A 16,841-nucleotide genomic window follows, 5' to 3' on the forward strand; every position below is an offset into this window, starting at 1 on the left:
GTTCAAACTTTCAACTATGACGGTACTGTGAAGAATATTACAGCTACTCTGAACCATTCAGAGACTGCACTGATCTATACTCCTCAACAAGGATATACCAATGCAGGCACTTATGATGTTACTATTACTTCCGAAGAGACTGAAAACTATATGTCCGCTTCCAGGGAAATAAGACTGGTAATTACTTCCACAGAAATTGAAGAGCTAAGTTTTGATGATGCCACCTTCACTTACGATGGTCAGCCACACAGCTTAGCTGTAAGCGGAATGCCTGAAGGTGCCAGTGTGACCTACAGCAATAATTCGAAGACAAATGCAGGAACTTATACCGTTACTGCTATTGTAAGTCAGGAGAACTTTAGTGATAAAGTGTTGACTGCTGCTCTGACTATTGAAAAGGCTTCGCAGGAAATCATTTTTGATGAGCTTAGTGATAGAAACCTTCAAATCGATGAAGATTTCCATCTGTCCGCTACTTCAACTTCAGGATTGGCTGTGACGTATTCTTATACTTCGGAAGATGCTGAACCTGCGGCTTCAGTTAGTGCACGTGGCTTTGTGAGATTGATTACTACAGGGCAAATCAACATTACTGCTACTCAGGAAGGAAATCAGAATTATAAAGCTGCGGCTCCTATTACCCGAATTCTCAATATAGCAAGCAGTGAAGCAAAGCTGGACTATGTAGTTATCAACGGTACTAACTACGATAATCCTTCCGCAGAGATTTACTACCTAATTGGTTGTGGCAGTGATGAAAACGACGTACAGATAGAACTGGAGCCAAACCGGGGCTCTTCCGCAGATAACGCTGAAGTGTTTACCATCGCCACACCTGCTCCAGGATTTTATCACGAGAATGTCACTGTAACTTCAGAAGATGGAAGTATCACCAGGTCCTACAATATCACCATCGAAAAAACTTTCAATTTTGAAGATATCGTGATTCAAAAATTCAATAATGTCTTGCTGGTAAACAACAATCCTGAAACTAATGGAGGCTATAAATTTGTGAGCTACAAATGGTTTAAAAATGGATCATTGGTGGGAACAGATCAATATTTTTCTGAAGGTGATAATGCCAGCGATCAGTTAAATTCTGAGAGTACTTACTCCGTAGAAATGACAACAGAAGATGGGGAAATATTAAGAACCTGCTCCACGGCCATTCAACTTAGGAGTTCGTATAAAGTAGTGCTTACCCCAAATCCGGTTAATGCAGGAGAATCATTAGAGCTTTTTGCAGATTATCCTAAGGAGGAATTGAAAACAATGGTGCTGGCGATACACACCCTTAACGGCGGACTTGTAAAACGACTAAGTTCAAATAAAAAAATCACTACAATTGAATTACCAGTCAACATGCAGGCAGGAGTTTATATTCTTAGCATAAGAACAAGTAAACGAAATAAATCTGTCAAGTTTATTGTCCGCTAATTCAACCACTGCATAATTTAAACAATCAAATAAAATCTAATGAAAATCAATAATATAAATACTTACGTGGGTAAAACAAGAGTGAAGTTCTTACTGCTCATGCTGGTTTTCGGTGCCATATCGACTTCATATGGCCAATCCAAGAATGAGGTTTCCTTCTCCCTGGGGGGATTGTTTTCCAAACTTGACTACGAAGTACTTGGGCAAAAAAACAATATGGAAAACGGATTGAAAATTGGAGTGGGTTACTTCTACTATCTTTCTGATTCCTGGAGTATTGGTACAGGTACCGAATTACAATATATCGAAGGCTCCGCTTACCTGTCGGATATAGAAGATGCTGATACCACTACGGATATGGAAGGTGAAGAATTTGAGTTTCGATACCGTGCTGAAGATTTTTTTGAGAATCAGTATGTATATTTTCTGAACATACCACTTCAGGTTCAATACGAAACTAAGGGAATTACCAGGTTCTATGCAGCAGGAGGTTTTAAAGCAGGCTTTGTAATTCAGTCTGAATACGAAGCAGAGGCTTCTTCTTTAACTACTAGTGGATATTATAAACAGTATGATGCAGAACTTAGTGATCCAAAGTTTGCCGGATTTGGAGATTTTGGCCCTATGCAAACAACAAAATCTAAACTCGGACTTAAAACCAATTTTATATTTAATCTCGAAACAGGAGTTAAATTTATGCTAGAAAATGATAAAGCTCTTTACATGGGCTTGTTCGTAGACTATGGCTTAAATAATATAAGACCCGAACAAGACCAGCAGAACCTTATTGCCTACAACACTGAAGATCCAATGAATTTCATAAATGGTAGCCTGCTCTCGTCAGAAAATAACACTGACTCTACTCAATATGTAGAAGAATTAAATACATTGGCATTTGGTTTGAAAATCCAATATGCACTTCAGTTCTGACACTGGTAGGATTTAGTTAATGTAATTCAGCCTCTTTATTAAAATAAAGAGGTTGTTTTTTTCTATAACTAATCCTTCAACTTAGGCCAAAAAATGGACTAGTACTGTACCAGTACCGGTCTAGTGGTGAACCAGCTATGGGACGGTTCGGCCGCGAAAATAACAAACGCGCTATCGCGCTTAAAACAGATGAAACACAGGTTATTTTTTAAAAATAACCTGTCGCCCCCCTTATAATTTTTTTAAATTTTTTTCCATATAACCTTTCCTTTATGTTTTCAGTTTTTGCCGCTTTTTAAAAAGAAAAAGAGGTAAAATAGTGTCAATTAACTGAAAACGGTAATTTCCTTGGTGATAAACAATATTGCTACCCTTATCATTGTACTTTAAACACAGCTCCATAGCCTTTTTGTTGGGCACTGTTGTCCCGTAGTTCTTTCGAACCTCCAGCAGGTGGTGCTTCTGGGCACAATCTTTTAATCTGGAAGCGGTGGATGCTGAAATTTTAAAGATGTTACAAATTCCTAATACAGAAAGCGGAGCAGGTGCTTCTTTATAATTAAAGTGAGGGGAGAGAAAATGATAGGTACTGCCTTTTATCTGTACGCTTTTCTTTCTCCTTACTTTTCTCCAGAAGTCTATATGAAGATATCCATAAAGAATTGCCCCTGTAATTGCTTTGATGTTCCTGTACGAATTAAAATCCACCGGGAAAGAAAGCCTTACTCTCCAGTTGTTCTCCCTGCGTATCCTGTCAAAGGATTTGATGATGTAATATCCCGTTTTTGTATTGTACTGTAGCCATCCCTTTTCTATCAGAAATTTTATATAATTCAAGGTAGTTTTTCTTGAGCTGATTTGCTCGGTGAGTTCCAAAAACAACAGCTCCCCATCATTCAGTTTTGTTTTTCCGCAACGGTACAGTAGCTTTAAAGACAAAAAGAATTTCAGCTTTTTAGCATAGCCTTTCTGCTGTGCATTTATAAAGAGCTCTATGGGAACTGATATTTCCTGATTCATCTTTTTAGAAGTTTACTTCCTGCTTTTTCTGTGACGGTTTATAAAGTTTTTGATATCCTCTAGCCTGTAGTAGATTTTTCCTTTAACCTGTGCATATTCTATCAGCCCTTCTTCTCGCCAGTTCTGGGCTGTTTTTGCACTTATTTTGAACATCTGGATAAAATCAGCATTATCCAGCAGAATGTATCCCGGGTCCTGGATCTGCCTGATTCTAAACTCCCTTGTCAGCTGATCGATTTTGGCTTCAAGGGAATGGATACTAACCATAATCGGATGTGGAGTCTTTTTCATCTTGTTGTTATTTCCATTGACATATTATTTATTACAATCCTAAACCTATTGTGATCAAGAACCTTTAATAATTTTCCTTATCAGAAAATTGTCTTTTCTCCAACAGCAGCGGTTTCTTTTCCGGAGGTTCCAATAAAGCCATGAGCATCCCAGTTGTTGGTTTGGTTTGGGTTTTCTCAATGTCTTTTAGAATTGCTATCACGCCATTGATCCTTTTCTTGATTAAATGTTCAAGCGTCTGCATCCGGGGACCGAAATCCTCCGTTGGAGCTATCCCGTTATGTTCAAAAAATTCCAACATCAGCAGCAAAGTCATCGAGTGGGATTTCGAAATTTCTTTGCTGTACTTCCTGAATTTTTTAGCTACAGAGGTTTTGATGCTTATCGTCACAAATGCCTCTTTTTCATATCCTCTATCCATTTTTTAGTAAATTTTTTTTCGGTTTTGTTGAGCTACCGGAGGTTTTTAGTTAAAAATTATTGCAAAGGCTTATTTTTAAGCTGTTACGTGGTTGTTTAAATAATTGACAATCAATTATTTATAACCAAAAGTGGAATATGTAACGGGGCGCTGCCCGTTACCCTCTTGCTATTCCACTTTTGCCCCAAAGGGCAAAAATTTAATACCATCCTGCCATAAACCAATACCGGTTTACAGGGCAGGAAATTTCCAATACAAATTCTTTAGATGCGTATTATTGTCAGGAAAGTCAAATCAAAAAATTAGACAATAATACTTTAAAAACTACTGTAGTTCAATAATTTAAAAATACATAAAAGGCTTATTATCAAAGAGGTTACAGCTACTTTTTTCTGTTAAATTATCTTTGATATCATTTGCTTTGAAACAATATTTTTCAAGATCAGAGAAGCAAATCAACAGTACTAAATCAGCTCAAACAGTATTAAATAAAAACTTCTATTTACTTTCTATATCCTGAGCGTTTTCCATTTTTTGAGATTTTAGAGGAAAAAAGAGCGAGTTGAACATGATTTCATCTATTTCTATTTACTTCCTGCAGAGCCTTCGCCGTTACCATTTTTTGTTGCCTATAGCACATGGGATTTAGAATTAGGATAGGACGTAGTGACAAATATTCAACCAAAGTAGCTCTTACCTATAAGTCCGGCTAAGTTCTAAATCCCATACATTTGCATCCCGAAAAATGGTAACGCCGGTAAAGGATCTGGGAGTAGTAGAGCTGAAATGAAAAGAGCGGGTAGTTTAGCACAATTAAAAATATGAAGCTCAACACTACGGACGCATACCTAAAAGTTATGAGGAGAGGAATAATTTTTAGATATGGGTCCATGATCTTTTTTTGACGAAGCGCTTTTCCTGGAATGAAGAGCAGCGGAATGAAAGGAAATGTGGTGAGGGTTCTTAGAAGCTATTTTTCTCGCTCTTACTGCATTGGCCTAAAGTAAATCAAAACAATAGGATTAGAATTCCAGATCATCTGAAAGGCCGAATCCTGTTCTATTTCTAAAAACAGAAAAAAGTTAAGATTAAGTTAAAGGTGTCTAATTCGGTGGCACTCCATTTGGATGCGCTTTGAAACCGCAGGAATAGCAGGGAATTCCGATTTAAATGCACTCCCGCCTCGAGTACTAGAAGTGAAAACCCCTGCATTTAAAGGGGTTTTCGCGTTTTTACACTTCTCTTTCAACAACTAAAAATGGAAGAGAATTTTTTAAAAAATATAGCTTGCCACATACCTATTTAAAGGAATCGAAATTGCAAATCCCACAGCAATGAACAAATTTTTACTCCTGATACTTTTTCCTTTAATGGGACTTGCTCAATTCAAAAGCAACGATTCCGGCCACCTCTATTATGAAAAAGTATTTCAAGTAGAAGGTATGCAGCAAAAGGAATTAAAGGATAAAGCTTATGAATGGATTGCCATAACCTTTCAAGATGCTGACAATGCTAATAAAAATACTGATAATCGCATATTTACCAATAAGCATTTATTAGTTTATCAAGGCTTATCAGGCGCACAGGTGGAGAAAAAAATAAATTTCAGCATCATAATGCATTTTCTCGACGGAAGATATAAGCTTCTAATTAGTAATCTTTCTACCCAAAACAGCCCTATAGCGGATAATGGACCCTTACCTTATGCAAGTTGGAAGGAGGCGTTTGAGAAAGCTCTCGAAAATGAATCCAAAAACTTGCAGAAGGCAAACCGCAGACTTTTAAGGAATAAGAAGAAACTTCGAAAGATTTATTCTCAGGGAATTCAGGTTCAACATCTAATGGTTGAAGATGTAAAGAAGGAAATTTTAGCAATGGCAGAAGATTTGGCGTTTTACATCCAAAAGACTTAGGATAGCTACTTCAAGTCGATCTATTCTTCTTCCAGTCGCTTTAAAAAATCAACATCTGCAGCAGTATCCACATCAAAATTACCACCTTCAAATTTCACCAATTCAAATTCTATTCGATTCTTCAATATTAACTTTTTAGCTCCCTGATCTTTTTTTAGCTCTTGTAAGTCCGAAAAGGTTTCTTTTGAAAAGATTGCAGGAACCCCGGCCTCCCCCAAGTATTCTGAAAATGTTGCCGACTTTTTGCTTTCCAGTTTAACTCTTATTATTTCCCGGATCTTCTCTGTGGTTATAAAAGGCTGATCTGAAAGTAAAATAAGAACATAATCCAGATCATTCTGAAGATGCAGAGCTTCAAAAATCCCTTTGCTGATGCTTGTCCCAATTCCTTCTTTCCAATTATCATTGATTACTATTTCGAAATTTCTGCACTCAATTTTTTTGAGGATTTCTCCTGCCTTTGCGCCCATTAACAGGATTTGAACGTCAAAGTGTAACGAGTCTGCAACATCAATACTATGCTGAAGTAAAGATTTCCCCCTGAATTCCACCAGCTGTTTTGGATAACCAAGCCGACTGGAAGATCCTGCTGCCAGTATGATAACCCCGATTTTTGTATCGCCTTTCAAATCCGGACTGCTTTAAACTGATTGTTACGTCGCTCATGAATGGGAGCAGATTTTTCCCTTAACGGACTTGCAGGCTTTCCAGTTAAAATCGACTGGATTTCAGCTAGAATGGAGAGTCCGATTTCTGCAGGGGTTTCTGCACCAATCTCCAGGCCCACGGGAGCATATACTTTATTTAAAATTTTCCGGTTAAGATCTAATCCTTCCTCCTCTAAATTCTTCAGCATCCGTTGGTATTTTTTCAGCGGACCAAGGATTCCGATGTAGGGAATTGTCTTCTCCTTTAAAAGCAACTTAAGCACCGCCAGGTCATAATTGTAATTATGGCTCATCAACACAAAAAAGCTGTGGTCATCTACTTCAATATTATTCAAGGTTTCTTCCGGTTTTGAGACAATGATCTGGCAGGAGGAGGTAAAGCGTTCTTTATTTGCATGGGTGGGCCGGCCATCTGTTACCACCACATCCCATCCCAGCAAATCAGCTTGCTGCACCAGGATCTGAGCATCATTTCCGGCACCAACAATAATCAGTTTTACAGGCGGCAGATAAACTTCAGTAAAAATATAATGTGTATCCTCACCGACTAAAAATTCGGCAAACTGGTTTGTCCTGTTTTTTAAAGCAAGATTAGCCTGGTCCAGGATATGGTTAAATACTTCCTTTTCCGACTTTCTACCATAGATTTCTGAATCTCCCGAAATTATCAGTTTTGTTCCCAATTGCTCTTTTAATTTATTGAGGTTAAACCGAACCACAATTGCCAGAGGATTCTTCTGATTTAATGTTTTCTTCAGCAATTCACAGGGATTAAAACCATCCCGATAATCCAAAGGTTCAAACAAAACCTGAATGATCCCGTTACACCCCAGTTGTGCGCCAATGATGGCATCTTCTTCATCGCTGGTGTCATAGGTTACCAACTTATTTTTTTGCTGATGCAATGCGTGAAGCGCCTTTCGCAGCGCATCTCCTTCCAAACAACCACCACTTATTGCGCCGGTAATATTGCCGTATTCATCAATCAGCATCCTTGCTCCCTCTCTTCTATAGGAGGAACCATCCACGTGCACCACGGTGGCCAATACGCATTCGGTCTCTGTCTTTTTTAGAGAATTATATTTAGCTATAATGGCATCCAACTCTCTCATACCATAGCCCTATTTAACTGACCAATATTTTTGGTTATCTCTTTTACCGCAAACTCAATATCTTCTGTACTGGTATTCCTTCCCAAGCTAAAGCGAAATGAAGACAGAGCAAGGTCATCCTTTAATCCCATTGCTCTTAAGACATGTGAGGGTTGAACTGTATTAGAGGTGCAGGCTGAACTGCGGGATATAGCGAGGCTATTCAGTTTTCTTAGAAACAGATTACCATCGATATTTTTAAACGAGATATTGGTAGTATTCGGAAGCCGCTCACAACTTCCAGCATTAATTATTGCTCCTGCAATATGCTTAAGATCATCATCCAGCTTGTTTCTCAACTTCACCATCCTTTCTGATTCCATTTCCATATCAGAAAAAGCAATGTCAGCAGCTTTTCCAAAACCTACAATCCCCGGAACATTTAATGTGCCGGGGCGGATTCCCTTTTCCTGCCCGCCACCAAAAATGTACGGATCCATTTCAACTTTATTCTGTTTATTTATATACAAGGCTCCAACACCTTTGGGTCCGTAAATCTTATGGGAAGAGAAAAAAGCCAGGTCCAGATTCAACTTTCTTAAATCCACCGGAATCTTACCCACAGCCTGTGTGATGTCACTCATAAGTTTCACGTCTTTAGAATTTACTATTCTTTCAATTGCCTGAATAGGAGGGATCAAACCTGTTTCATTATTAGCCAGCATCAGGCAAACCAGAATCGTTTTAGAAGTAATAGCTTCCTCTAATTCCTGAAGATTAATATTTCCATTAGCGTCAACTCCCAGGTAAGTGACTTCAAAACCTTTTGTTTCCAAAGCTTCCATCGTATCCAGCACAGCTTTATGCTCGGTTTTGCAGGTAATAATATGATTACCTTTAGATCTGTTTCCCTCACAATATCCGGACAAGGCAAGATTAGCAGCTTCGGTAGCTCCAGAGGTGAATGTAATTTCATTTGACTTACAGGATATTAACCTGCCAATTTGCTCCCGGGCAATTTCAACCGCCTCCGCTGCATCCCAACCATATATATGATCACTGCTGGCGTTTCCAAATTTTTCGGTGAAATAAGGCAACATAGCATCAACAACTCTCTGGTCTACCGGAGTAGTGGCATTGTAGTCGAGATATATTTTCTTTTTTTCTGTCACGCGCGTTATGTATTCCTGTATATAACGGTTTTACAATTAAAGGGAACTTCAACGAAATTCCCTTCTTAAATGTACTAAAAGATCCTGATCATATCTTCCTGTTGCTCCAGCAGTTCCCTGATTTTCTGCTGCAGGCTGTCATATTCCTGCATGGCTTTTACAGCATGTGGAGTAACTTCTGCTCCGCCTCCATGTTGCCCGCCTTTTCTCAATATCACCCATGGCTTTTCAGAATGATTATTTAACCTCTGAACCAGATCCCAGGCTTTTTTATAAGACATATTCATTTGTCCCGCAGCTTTTGAAAGCGATCCTTCCGTCTGGATACGCTTAACCAATTCGTTTGGGCCGGGGCCGTAGAATTTTTGACCTTCCTCCTCCACCCAACATTTGAATCTGATATTTTTCATCGTAACAAGCTCCTTGATCAGGTTTTTATTTCCTTGCTCTCAGTTCCTATTTCAGGGAAGAAAGGTTGTCTGTAAATCCTTTTTCCGGTTGCTTTATAGAGTGCATTGGCCAACGCGCCCTGCACAGGAGGAAATGGAGGTTCTCCCAGACCTGTGGGATCTATACCGTTCTCTACAAAATGCACATCAATTTTCTTTGGAGCTTCACGATGACGAATCAGCCTGTAAGAATCAAAATTACTTTGTTGTGTTACACCGTCTTCAAAAGTTAATTCACTGTAAAGGGCATGTCCAATACCATCTATAGTACCGCCTTCAACCATATTTATTGCTGCATCTGGATTTACCACAATTCCGCAGTCCACTGCACAGGTCACTTTATTAATTACGGGTTCATTATCTTTTAAATCCATTTCCAGAACCTGGGCTACATAGGAATCATGACAGTAATAGGCAGCAACACCTTTGCCTGAAGAAGCATTGCTGCTCTCCCATCCCGCTTTATCCCTTACCAGCTCCAATACTCCCGCATATCGGGCGGGATCATAATCATTATTTTCACCCACAGGATTATTACCTGCACGTTTAAGCATATCAAGACGGAACTGAATAGGATCCTGTCCCATTTCTTCAGCCAGTTCATCCAGAAAAGATTGTTCTGCTCCTGCAATGAAATTAGATCTTGGTGCACGAAAGGCTCCAATAGAAATCTGCGAATCTGTTATCCAACTTTCCGCCAGATAATTATCTATAGCTCCCGCCGGGAAACGATTGGCAAAAAGCGGGCTCTCCCCCACTCCCCCGGCATTTACGTGGAAGGCGGTGAGATTGTTGTTGACATCCAGTGCAGCCTTATAGGTTACCTGATAGGCCGGTCTATAGACTCCGTTGGTCATGTCGTCCTCCCGGCTGTACACAAGTTTTACCGGTGCTCCTACTTTATGGGAAATAACGGCGGCTTCCACAAGAAAATTTCCATAAAGCCGGCGACCAAAACCACCACCCATACGGGTCATTTGAATATCTATATTCTCCAGGTCCATTCCAAAGCGTTTGCTTATGCTTTTCTCAGCAAACTCGGGGGTTTGGATAGGGCCCAGTAACTCTGCTTTCTCATCGGTGACATTTGCAAAAAAGTTCATTGGTTCCATGCAATTATGCGCAAGGAACGGGCAGCTGTATGTCCGCTCGATTACCCGGGCTGCATTCTTAAAAGCCTTTTCTGGATCACCGTCCTTTCTTATCATTTCTGACTTTTCAGAAGCAACTTCGTTCATTATAGTACGATGTATTTCCGAATTTTCGAGTCCGCCAGAATCTCTTAAGGCCTGGGATTTTTCGAGGATTTCTATTTCTTCTACCAGTTCAGGTTTTAGATCCCATTCTACCTTTAAGGCTTTCTTGGCCTGCATCACCTGCCAGGTGGAATCACCTACCACTGCTACTAATTTTGGAAAGGAAGTAGTGTCACTCCATTCCCGCTCCATATCATCAGGATAAGTATTTATCACAAAAACATCCTTTATCCCCGGCATATCCTTTACCTCATCTGCATCCATGGACTTGAATTGCATTCCAAAAGCGGGCGGTTGAACGATCATCGCAATGAGCATATCATCCCGGTGAACATCAAGACCAAATAATGGCTGACCTGTTACTATTTTCTTGGCATCTACGTTCTTACGCGAGGTGCCAATTATTTTAAAATTATTATTTTCTTTTAGTACTACTTCTTCTGGAACATCAACTTGTGCGGCAGCTTTGGCGATCTCTCCGTAACCTATAGATCTGTCACTACCTGCATGTGTTATAATTCCTTTTTCTACAGAAAGTTCAGAAACCGGAACATCCCATTCCTTTGCCGCAGCCATAATCAACATTTGTCGTGCTGTAGCCCCTGCCATTCTTAGCGGCTCCCAGCTTTGACGAATAGACTGGCTTCCCCCGGCAATTTGCCTGGAGAAAATATCAGTATTTAAAGGCGCCTGTTCTACGATCACATTGTTCCAGTCCACATCCAGTTCTTCGGCTACGAGCATTGGCATGGCCGTCTTCACATTTTGCCCTATTTCCGGATTTGGGGAAAATATAGTCACCACTCCATTATCACCAATTTTGAGGTAACCATTTATTTCAAACCATTCATCTGGCATTTCCAGTGCAACTTCGCTGCCGCTTTCCTCTGCTGAACGTTTACATGCCAGCCAGTTAAAACCAATCAGCAATCCGCCGCCGGCAAGAGAAACATTTTTTATAAATGATCTTCTGCCCATTCCTGTTTTTACTTTACTCATCTCTTTTCGGGTTTATTAACTGACTTTATACGATCTTAGAATTTGAAGCTGTTTTAATAGCAGCCTTTATCCTGGTATATGTTCCGCAGCGGCAAATATTACCGTTCATGGCATTTTCTATTTCAGTATCACTGGGACTCGGATTTCTGTTTAGCAAGGAGGAGGCAGACATGATCTGGCCTGCCTGGCAATAACCGCATTGAGGCACATCATGCTCCAGCCATGCTTTTTGAACGGGATGATCACCTTCTTTGGAAAGTCCTTCAATAGTTGTGATTTTGTTGTCCCTTACAGATGAGACAGGAAGCTGGCAGGATCTAACGGCGGAGCCATTCAAATGGATTGTGCAGGCGCCACACTGTGCAATACCACACCCATATTTTGTTCCCACTAATTTTAAATGATCACGTAAAACCCACAATATCGGAGTATCCGAAGCCACATCTACTTCTAAACTTTCTCCGTTTACATTAAGTGTATATACTGACATAAAGCAAATTTTTCTAAAAATTACTGTTTTTTCTGATAAACCAAGGTATTTTCAAATAAATAAATTGAAACCACTTAAAATCTTAAATGTGTACCAGGGCTAATATCAATTATTATTTGATGCTTTCTTTATTGAGCGGTGTATAAATATTAGATATTTTCTGAATTGACTCCCCTTGTAGTGGGAATAATTTTAGTGGTACCGCCCCAGGTTTATATCGAGAGATTAAATAATGCAGAATATTCAGGAAGTAATTTAGATTTCTGGTCTTCCCATGCTTTCCGCGGAATTTATCCCGAAGGCAACTTCAGCTGGCACCACCTGTGGTTTCTTCCGTACCTGCTGGCATTTTCCCTTGCACTGACTCCGCTATTCCTTTACTTCAGAAATAATCCGGATAATCAATTCTTAAACTGGATTAAGGAACAGGTAAAAGCGCCCGTTGGCTTCCTCTGGTTTTTATTGCCGCTGTATTTGGCGCAGATCCTGTTAAAGCCATATTTCCCGGAAACCCATGCGTTTGTAGGGGATTGGTACACGCTGGTGAATTATAGCCTTCTGTTCTTCTATGGGTTTGTTCTTATTACTATCAAAGAAATATTCTGGAAGATTGTACTTGATAACATAAGAATCTTTCTGCTTTCCGGAATGGTTTTCTTCAGTGTTTACCTGCTGCTGGTTCTCAGATCTACTGATATATTTTTGGCAGATTATCTGATTCCTTTGATTGTTGATATTAATTCCTGGAGCTGGATTCTGGCTCTTTTTGGATTTGCAGCAAGATATCTTAACAAGAAAAGCACAGCATTATCTTATGCAAACGAGACGGTGTATCCGTTTTACATTCTGCATCAAACGGTGATCATCTGCCTTGGGTATTCCCTAAAGGATTTTGATTTCGGGTTTTGGCAGAAAGCCGATTTTATGGTAGCCGGAACTTTTATTACCTCCTGGATTTTGTATGAATTCCTCATTAGAAGAATCGGGTTTCTACGTCCCCTGTTCGGACTAAAAACTGAAGAATCAAAATCAACTAAGGCAGGTGTGGTAGCAGAGGTGTAACAATTTAAATTCCTCCTTTTTTTGCTCAAAATTTTGTGATCTTAAGCAATAAAGCAAAAATTATTATCCGGTAGAGCAGGAATGACATACCATTACACTCTAAAATTTCAATTAATTCACCTTCTCAAAAAATCAGCTGATAATAATTGGAAAAAATTATTCTAAAAAAGATGGATTTTCTACGCAACCATTCCGCAGCACCTGTATCTAATAAATACACTAATCCACTAATTATGAAAAACTTAAAATATTTTCTGATCTTTTTCAGCTTAATTCAGTTTTCTTGTGAAACAGAGCTACCAGAACAAACAGAAACAACAGGCAGAAACCAATACCTTAATAATGCTCTTAATGGTGGAGATTATTTTGATCCTGGAGAGGTTTCACTACCAGGCGATTCTTACAATGAATATGAAGAAAACCAGTTTATTTATACTGCAGAGGAGCCTGTTTCAACTTTTTCTATTGATGCTGATGGCGCATCTTATGGAAATGTACGCAGGTTTATAATGCAGGAAAATCAGTTACCTCCTAAAGGAGCGATCAGAACTGAAGAATTGATCAATTATTTTGACCTGGACTATAATTTTGACAATGATCCTCATCCAATCGCCCTGAACGGGGAAGTTAGTCGCAGTCCATGGAATAATGCAAATAAACTGGTGAGGATAGGCATAAAAGCAAAACCTATAGAAAAAGAAAATTTACCACCTTCTAACTTTGTTTTTCTTATAGATGTTTCCGGTTCTATGGGAAGTGAAGATAAACTTCAGTTATTAAAAAACGGGTTTAAGTATTTTGTTGATGAGCTGGATGATAATGACAAAGTAGCGCTTGTAACCTATGCCGGCTCTGCGGGTGTTATTTTAGAATCTACTCCGGGTAGTGAAAAGCAGAAGATTAAAAGCGCTATAGATCAATTAGGAGCTGGAGGCAGCACTGCCGGTGCAGAAGGTATTGTTACCGCGTATAAAATTGCCCAGGAAAATTTTATTGAAAATGGAAATAACAGGGTGGTTATTGGAACCGACGGAGATTTTAATGTAGGAATTTCCAGCCAGGAAGATTTGATAAGTTTGATTGAGGAAAAAAGAGAATCCGGTGTTTTTATTACTGTGCTTGGGGTTGGCCGTGGTAACTTAAACGATGCAGCCCTGGAACAAATAGCCAATAACGGTAATGGCACTTATGAATATATAGACAACCTTGAGCAGCTTAGGAAGGTATTTATTTATGATTATAACAAATTTTATACCGTAGCAAAAGATGTAAAAATTCAGATAGATTTTAATCCGAAAGTTGTTGAAGCTTACCGCCTTATAGGTTATGAAAACCGGGTTTTGGAAGAAGAAGATTTTGAGGATGATGAAAAAGATGCCGGGGAAATTGGTGCCGGGCAAAATATAACTGCGCTTTATGAAATTATCCCTGCCCATAACCCAGACATTAGCCTTGCGGCTTTGGCTGTTGATTTTAGATATAAAAATCCCGACAGCGATACGAGCATTCCAATTCAACTGGAAATTTTTGATGAAGGAAATTCGTTTGACCAGTCATCAGATTATTTAAAATTTACAGCAAGTGTGGCTTCATTTTCTATGTTGCTATCAGATTCTCAATTTAAAGGGACAAGTAGCTATGATAAAATCCTTCAATGGCTAAGCGCTACGAATTTAAGAGATGAGCATGGATTTAAGGCTGAATTTAAACAGATTGTTGAAAAAGCCCGCAGTCTTTAAACAGGGTTTAAATTTAATATAACAATATTAAATATCGAATCCTTCAGAAAATTTCTTTTAGCTAAAGGAATAGATAAATTTGCCAATTTTCAGGATAGGTTGAATATTATTAATGGCAATTGACATTTTTATGGTGCATTTCAATTTTTTCAGAACATTTGTAAGAACGTCACCCATAAAAATGTCCAAATTTGAAATAAATAAGTCAGTTCAGGAGGCGAGATTTTAACTAAAAAGCAACTATAAAGGTTATTCTAGAAGTAAGAATCAGTTTCTTTCGATTCTGAAGTGGTAAAAACCTCAAAAAAGGATAAAAAATCATTTTTTAAGGAAGAAAAGAGCTTCAGGAGGGCAAAATAGGAGGTTTTAATCTGAAAATGCTTTTTGCTATAGTAATAAGTTACGATAGGCTTTTCCAAAGCCTACCTTCAAAAATGACAATTTTCGGCCTTATATTAAGAAACAGATACTTATTGCTCTTCCATTATTCAGTTATTATCTCATAAATCAGTTTTTGGGAGCTTTTTTACTCTGAAGAAGTAGATTTTTATGATTATTTACTGCTTCAGAATAAAATAACGTTGCATTACTTTTCAGTTTCAGAATTACCTCTGATATTTGCATCTTGTCAAATTGAAACATGGAAACCAAGAAGCAGCAGCGCATAGCATTGAGTATTTATTTTTTTCTCTCAGGCGTCTGTTTTTCAACCTGGGCTTCCCGTATTCCTACCATTAAATCCTCTTTTGATCTTAACGAAGCCGAACTTGGAAACCTGCTGCTAACCATGCCGGTAAGTTCTCTTATTGGATTACCAATTTCCGGATGGCTGGTGTCGCGTTTTAATAGCCGGCCGCCTTTGCTGGCTTCTATTCTATTTTTTTCGATCGCACTTATAGGAATTGGTTATGCAGACACTCTCCTCTTATTGATAATTTCCATATTTATGTTTTCCTTTTGCATGAGGATCCTGAATATATCTATGAACACCCAGGCAATAACCCTTCAAAAAGGCTACGGAAAAAAAATAAACGGTTCTTTTCACGGTCTCTGGAGTACCGGCGGACTCACCGGCGTGGGATTTTCTACTTTAATGCTTAAACTGGACGTCCCGATGCTGGAACACCTGGCGATGGTCTCTGCGGTGACCTTTATTGCCGCAATTGTCTCTTACAGATTCCTGCTTACCAATGATCGTGCGCCGCAGGGCAACAAATTAAAACTTGGAAAACCAGATAAGTTCATCCTTTACCTGGGATTGCTGGTATTTTTCGCTGCGCTTTGTGAAGGCGGAATGTTTGACTGGAGCGGAGTATATTTTAAGGAGGTAATTGGAGAAGAAATTTTTACGCTGGGGTATTTTATTTTCATGCTTTTTATGGCTGGTTCCCGGTTTATTTCTGATATCCTGGTGGATCGCTTCGGAATGAAAAGGATGTACATTTACAGCTCCATTTTTATTTCAGTCGGGATTATTATGGTAATTATTTTCCCTTATTTCTGGCCTGCAATTGTTGGATTCAGCCTTGTAGGGATGGGTGTGGCTTCTATTATTCCAATGACTTTTACATTGGCCGGAAGATCATCTAAATATTCAGCAGGAATGGCAGTTTCTATTATTGCTACTTATGCCATTGTTGGGATGCTTCTTGGGCCGCCACTTATAGGTTACCTTGCTAATGCCTTCAATTTACAACTTTCGTTCATTTTATTTGTCATTGCCGGATTAATGCTAATTCCGGTTTCACAACTCTTCTTCAGACATGAAAGTAAAATGAAAGAAGAAGATATTGCTTGAAATTACATTTAAATTCTAATTGTTGTAACCCTTCACCCCCTCTGTCCTCGACTTCTAGGAATAGGTATTTAACTGTGAACAACGGGACAATATCTTACGGTGAAG

General features: G+C 39.0%; 15 protein-coding genes. 6 read left to right on the forward strand and 9 right to left on the reverse strand.

Annotated elements, in window-relative coordinates; all coding sequences use genetic code 11:
- Both RM549_RS15185 and RM549_RS15190 read left to right on the forward strand, forming a co-directional pair.
- The coding region (locus RM549_RS15185) for a T9SS type A sorting domain-containing protein (RefSeq protein ID WP_311686336.1) at nt 1–1,437 on the forward strand (1,437 nt) is incomplete at its 5' end.
- Nucleotides 1,438–1,476: 39 nt separating this feature from the next.
- Nucleotides 1,477–2,367 (forward strand): outer membrane beta-barrel protein, encoded by an 891-nt coding sequence (locus RM549_RS15190; protein ID WP_311686338.1) that lies wholly within the window; start codon nt 1,477–1,479, stop codon nt 2,365–2,367.
- 270 nt (nt 2,368–2,637) lie between these two features.
- Here the strand turns inward: RM549_RS15190 and RM549_RS15195 are convergent, their stop codons facing one another.
- The 3 genes from RM549_RS15195 to RM549_RS15205 all read right to left on the reverse strand — a co-directional run bounded on the left by RM549_RS15195 (nt 2,638) and on the right by RM549_RS15205 (nt 4,099).
- Nucleotides 2,638–3,387 carry a hypothetical protein gene (locus RM549_RS15195; RefSeq protein ID WP_311686340.1) on the reverse strand — a complete coding sequence of 250 codons (750 nt, stop codon included), beginning with the start codon at nt 3,385–3,387 and terminating at the stop codon, nt 2,638–2,640.
- A 12-nt stretch (nt 3,388–3,399) separates the two neighbouring features.
- Nucleotides 3,400–3,678, reverse strand: coding sequence for a helix-turn-helix domain-containing protein (locus tag RM549_RS15200; protein WP_311686342.1), 279 nt, complete (start codon nt 3,676–3,678; stop codon nt 3,400–3,402).
- 64 nt (nt 3,679–3,742) lie between these two features.
- A complete protein-coding gene (locus tag RM549_RS15205) occupies nt 3,743–4,099 on the reverse strand; it encodes a BfmA/BtgA family mobilization protein (RefSeq protein ID WP_311686344.1) in 357 nt (118 codons plus the stop codon).
- Between the two features lie 1,334 nt (nt 4,100–5,433).
- On the opposite strand from RM549_RS15205, the gene RM549_RS15210 reads away from it, so the two are divergent.
- Nucleotides 5,434–6,012, forward strand: a complete 579-nt coding sequence (locus RM549_RS15210; protein WP_311686349.1) for a DUF4468 domain-containing protein — start codon at nt 5,434–5,436, stop codon at nt 6,010–6,012.
- A 20-nt stretch (nt 6,013–6,032) separates the two neighbouring features.
- Here RM549_RS15210 and RM549_RS15215 read toward each other — a convergent pair whose 3' ends face one another.
- From RM549_RS15215 to RM549_RS15240, 6 genes are all read right to left on the reverse strand, one after another.
- A complete protein-coding gene (locus RM549_RS15215; protein WP_311686351.1) occupies nt 6,033–6,641 on the reverse strand; it encodes a nucleotidyltransferase family protein in 609 nt (202 codons plus the stop codon).
- Nucleotides 6,638–7,792, reverse strand: coding sequence for an XdhC family protein (locus RM549_RS15220; RefSeq protein ID WP_311686352.1), 1,155 nt, complete (start codon nt 7,790–7,792; stop codon nt 6,638–6,640). Before RM549_RS15220 ends, RM549_RS15215 begins: the two co-directional genes overlap by 4 nt.
- Nucleotides 7,789–8,943 carry a cysteine desulfurase family protein gene (locus RM549_RS15225; RefSeq protein ID WP_311686353.1) on the reverse strand — a complete coding sequence of 385 codons (1,155 nt, stop codon included), beginning with the start codon at nt 8,941–8,943 and terminating at the stop codon, nt 7,789–7,791. Before RM549_RS15225 ends, RM549_RS15220 begins: the two co-directional genes overlap by 4 nt.
- A gap of 74 nt (nt 8,944–9,017) precedes the next feature.
- The gene (locus tag RM549_RS15230) at nt 9,018–9,353 is read right to left on the reverse strand and encodes a winged helix-turn-helix domain-containing protein (RefSeq protein WP_311686355.1); all 336 of its coding nucleotides are present in this window, start codon (nt 9,351–9,353) and stop codon (nt 9,018–9,020) included.
- Nucleotides 9,354–9,370: 17 nt separating this feature from the next.
- Nucleotides 9,371–11,647: a xanthine dehydrogenase family protein molybdopterin-binding subunit gene (locus RM549_RS15235; protein ID WP_311686357.1), complete on the reverse strand. Its 2,277-nt coding sequence runs from the start codon at nt 11,645–11,647 to the stop codon at nt 9,371–9,373.
- A 25-nt stretch (nt 11,648–11,672) separates the two neighbouring features.
- The gene (locus RM549_RS15240; protein WP_311686359.1) at nt 11,673–12,137 is read right to left on the reverse strand and encodes a (2Fe-2S)-binding protein; all 465 of its coding nucleotides are present in this window, start codon (nt 12,135–12,137) and stop codon (nt 11,673–11,675) included.
- A gap of 180 nt (nt 12,138–12,317) precedes the next feature.
- On the opposite strand from RM549_RS15240, the gene RM549_RS15245 reads away from it, so the two are divergent.
- The 3 genes from RM549_RS15245 (at nt 12,318) to RM549_RS15255 (ending at nt 16,736) form a co-directional block, all read left to right on the forward strand.
- Nucleotides 12,318–13,199, forward strand: a complete 882-nt coding sequence (locus tag RM549_RS15245; protein ID WP_311686361.1) for an acyltransferase family protein — start codon at nt 12,318–12,320, stop codon at nt 13,197–13,199.
- Between the two features lie 233 nt (nt 13,200–13,432).
- Nucleotides 13,433–14,938 carry a vWA domain-containing protein gene (locus tag RM549_RS15250; protein WP_311686363.1) on the forward strand — a complete coding sequence of 502 codons (1,506 nt, stop codon included), beginning with the start codon at nt 13,433–13,435 and terminating at the stop codon, nt 14,936–14,938.
- A 640-nt stretch (nt 14,939–15,578) separates the two neighbouring features.
- Nucleotides 15,579–16,736 carry an MFS transporter gene (locus RM549_RS15255; RefSeq protein WP_311686365.1) on the forward strand — a complete coding sequence of 386 codons (1,158 nt, stop codon included), beginning with the start codon at nt 15,579–15,581 and terminating at the stop codon, nt 16,734–16,736.
- Nucleotides 16,737–16,841: the final 105 nt, after the last annotated feature.

This window comes from Autumnicola patrickiae (assembly GCF_031846525.1).
GTDB lineage: Bacteria > Bacteroidota > Bacteroidia > Flavobacteriales > Flavobacteriaceae > Autumnicola > Autumnicola patrickiae.

Bases quoted from the DNA above. Each gene is read 5' to 3' on its own strand.
- RM549_RS15255 (WP_311686365.1), top strand. From the start codon at position 15,579: ATGGAAACCAAGAAGCAGCAGCGCATAGCATTGAGTATTTATTTTTTT.
- RM549_RS15200 (WP_311686342.1), bottom strand. From the start codon at position 3,678: ATGAAAAAGACTCCACATCCGATTATGGTTAGTATCCATTCCCTTGAA.
- RM549_RS15210 (WP_311686349.1), top strand. From the start codon at position 5,434: ATGAACAAATTTTTACTCCTGATACTTTTTCCTTTAATGGGACTTGCT.
- RM549_RS15195 (WP_311686340.1), bottom strand. From the start codon at position 3,387: ATGAATCAGGAAATATCAGTTCCCATAGAGCTCTTTATAAATGCACAG.
- RM549_RS15190 (WP_311686338.1), top strand. From the start codon at position 1,477: ATGAAAATCAATAATATAAATACTTACGTGGGTAAAACAAGAGTGAAG.
- RM549_RS15230 (WP_311686355.1), bottom strand. From the start codon at position 9,353: ATGAAAAATATCAGATTCAAATGTTGGGTGGAGGAGGAAGGTCAAAAA.
- RM549_RS15205 (WP_311686344.1), bottom strand. From the start codon at position 4,099: ATGGATAGAGGATATGAAAAAGAGGCATTTGTGACGATAAGCATCAAA.
- RM549_RS15240 (WP_311686359.1), bottom strand. From the start codon at position 12,137: ATGTCAGTATATACACTTAATGTAAACGGAGAAAGTTTAGAAGTAGAT.
- RM549_RS15220 (WP_311686352.1), bottom strand. From the start codon at position 7,792: ATGAGAGAGTTGGATGCCATTATAGCTAAATATAATTCTCTAAAAAAG.
- RM549_RS15235 (WP_311686357.1), bottom strand. From the start codon at position 11,647: ATGAGTAAAGTAAAAACAGGAATGGGCAGAAGATCATTTATAAAAAAT.
- RM549_RS15250 (WP_311686363.1), top strand. From the start codon at position 13,433: ATGAAAAACTTAAAATATTTTCTGATCTTTTTCAGCTTAATTCAGTTT.